The sequence below is a fragment of the Treponema endosymbiont of Eucomonympha sp. genome (genome assembly GCF_001028545.1).
On sequence record NZ_BBPW01000666.1, the window covers coordinates 1 to 439 of the forward strand.

Annotated in this window: 1 protein-coding gene; it reads left to right on the forward strand. The window is 63.3% G+C overall.

What is annotated here, in order from left to right:
* On the forward strand, positions 1–439 hold a 439-nt coding region (locus tag AWU74_RS08545; protein WP_187150985.1), incomplete at both ends, for a BREX system ATP-binding domain-containing protein.

The window sequence follows — 439 nt, forward strand, 5'->3', positions numbered from 1 at the left end:
CCGAATCGTGAACCACGCGCTGCAGGGCAACGCGGTGGGGCTGGGCTTTGTGTTTGGCGGCACGCCCGAATTCCAGCTCGACACGAGGCGCGGCATGTTCAGCTACGACGCGCTCCGCCGCAGGCTCGGCGAGAACTCGTTTGCGCGGCGGCAGGGGCTGGTCGATTTTTCCGGTCCGGTCATACGGCTTTCGAACCTGACGCGCGAGGATTTCTACCTGCTGCTGGAAAAAATCCGCCTCGTCTATGCGTATGGCGTCGAAGAGGACGCGCTCATTCCGCGCGAGGCGCTCGCGGCGTTCATGGAACATTGCGCAAAACAGCTCGGCAACGAGTATTTCCGCACGCCCGGAACCACGATTATCGGCTTTATCAACCTGCTCGCGGTGCTGGAGCAAAACCCCGGCGCGGACTGGCGGACCCTGCTCGGCCGCGTTACG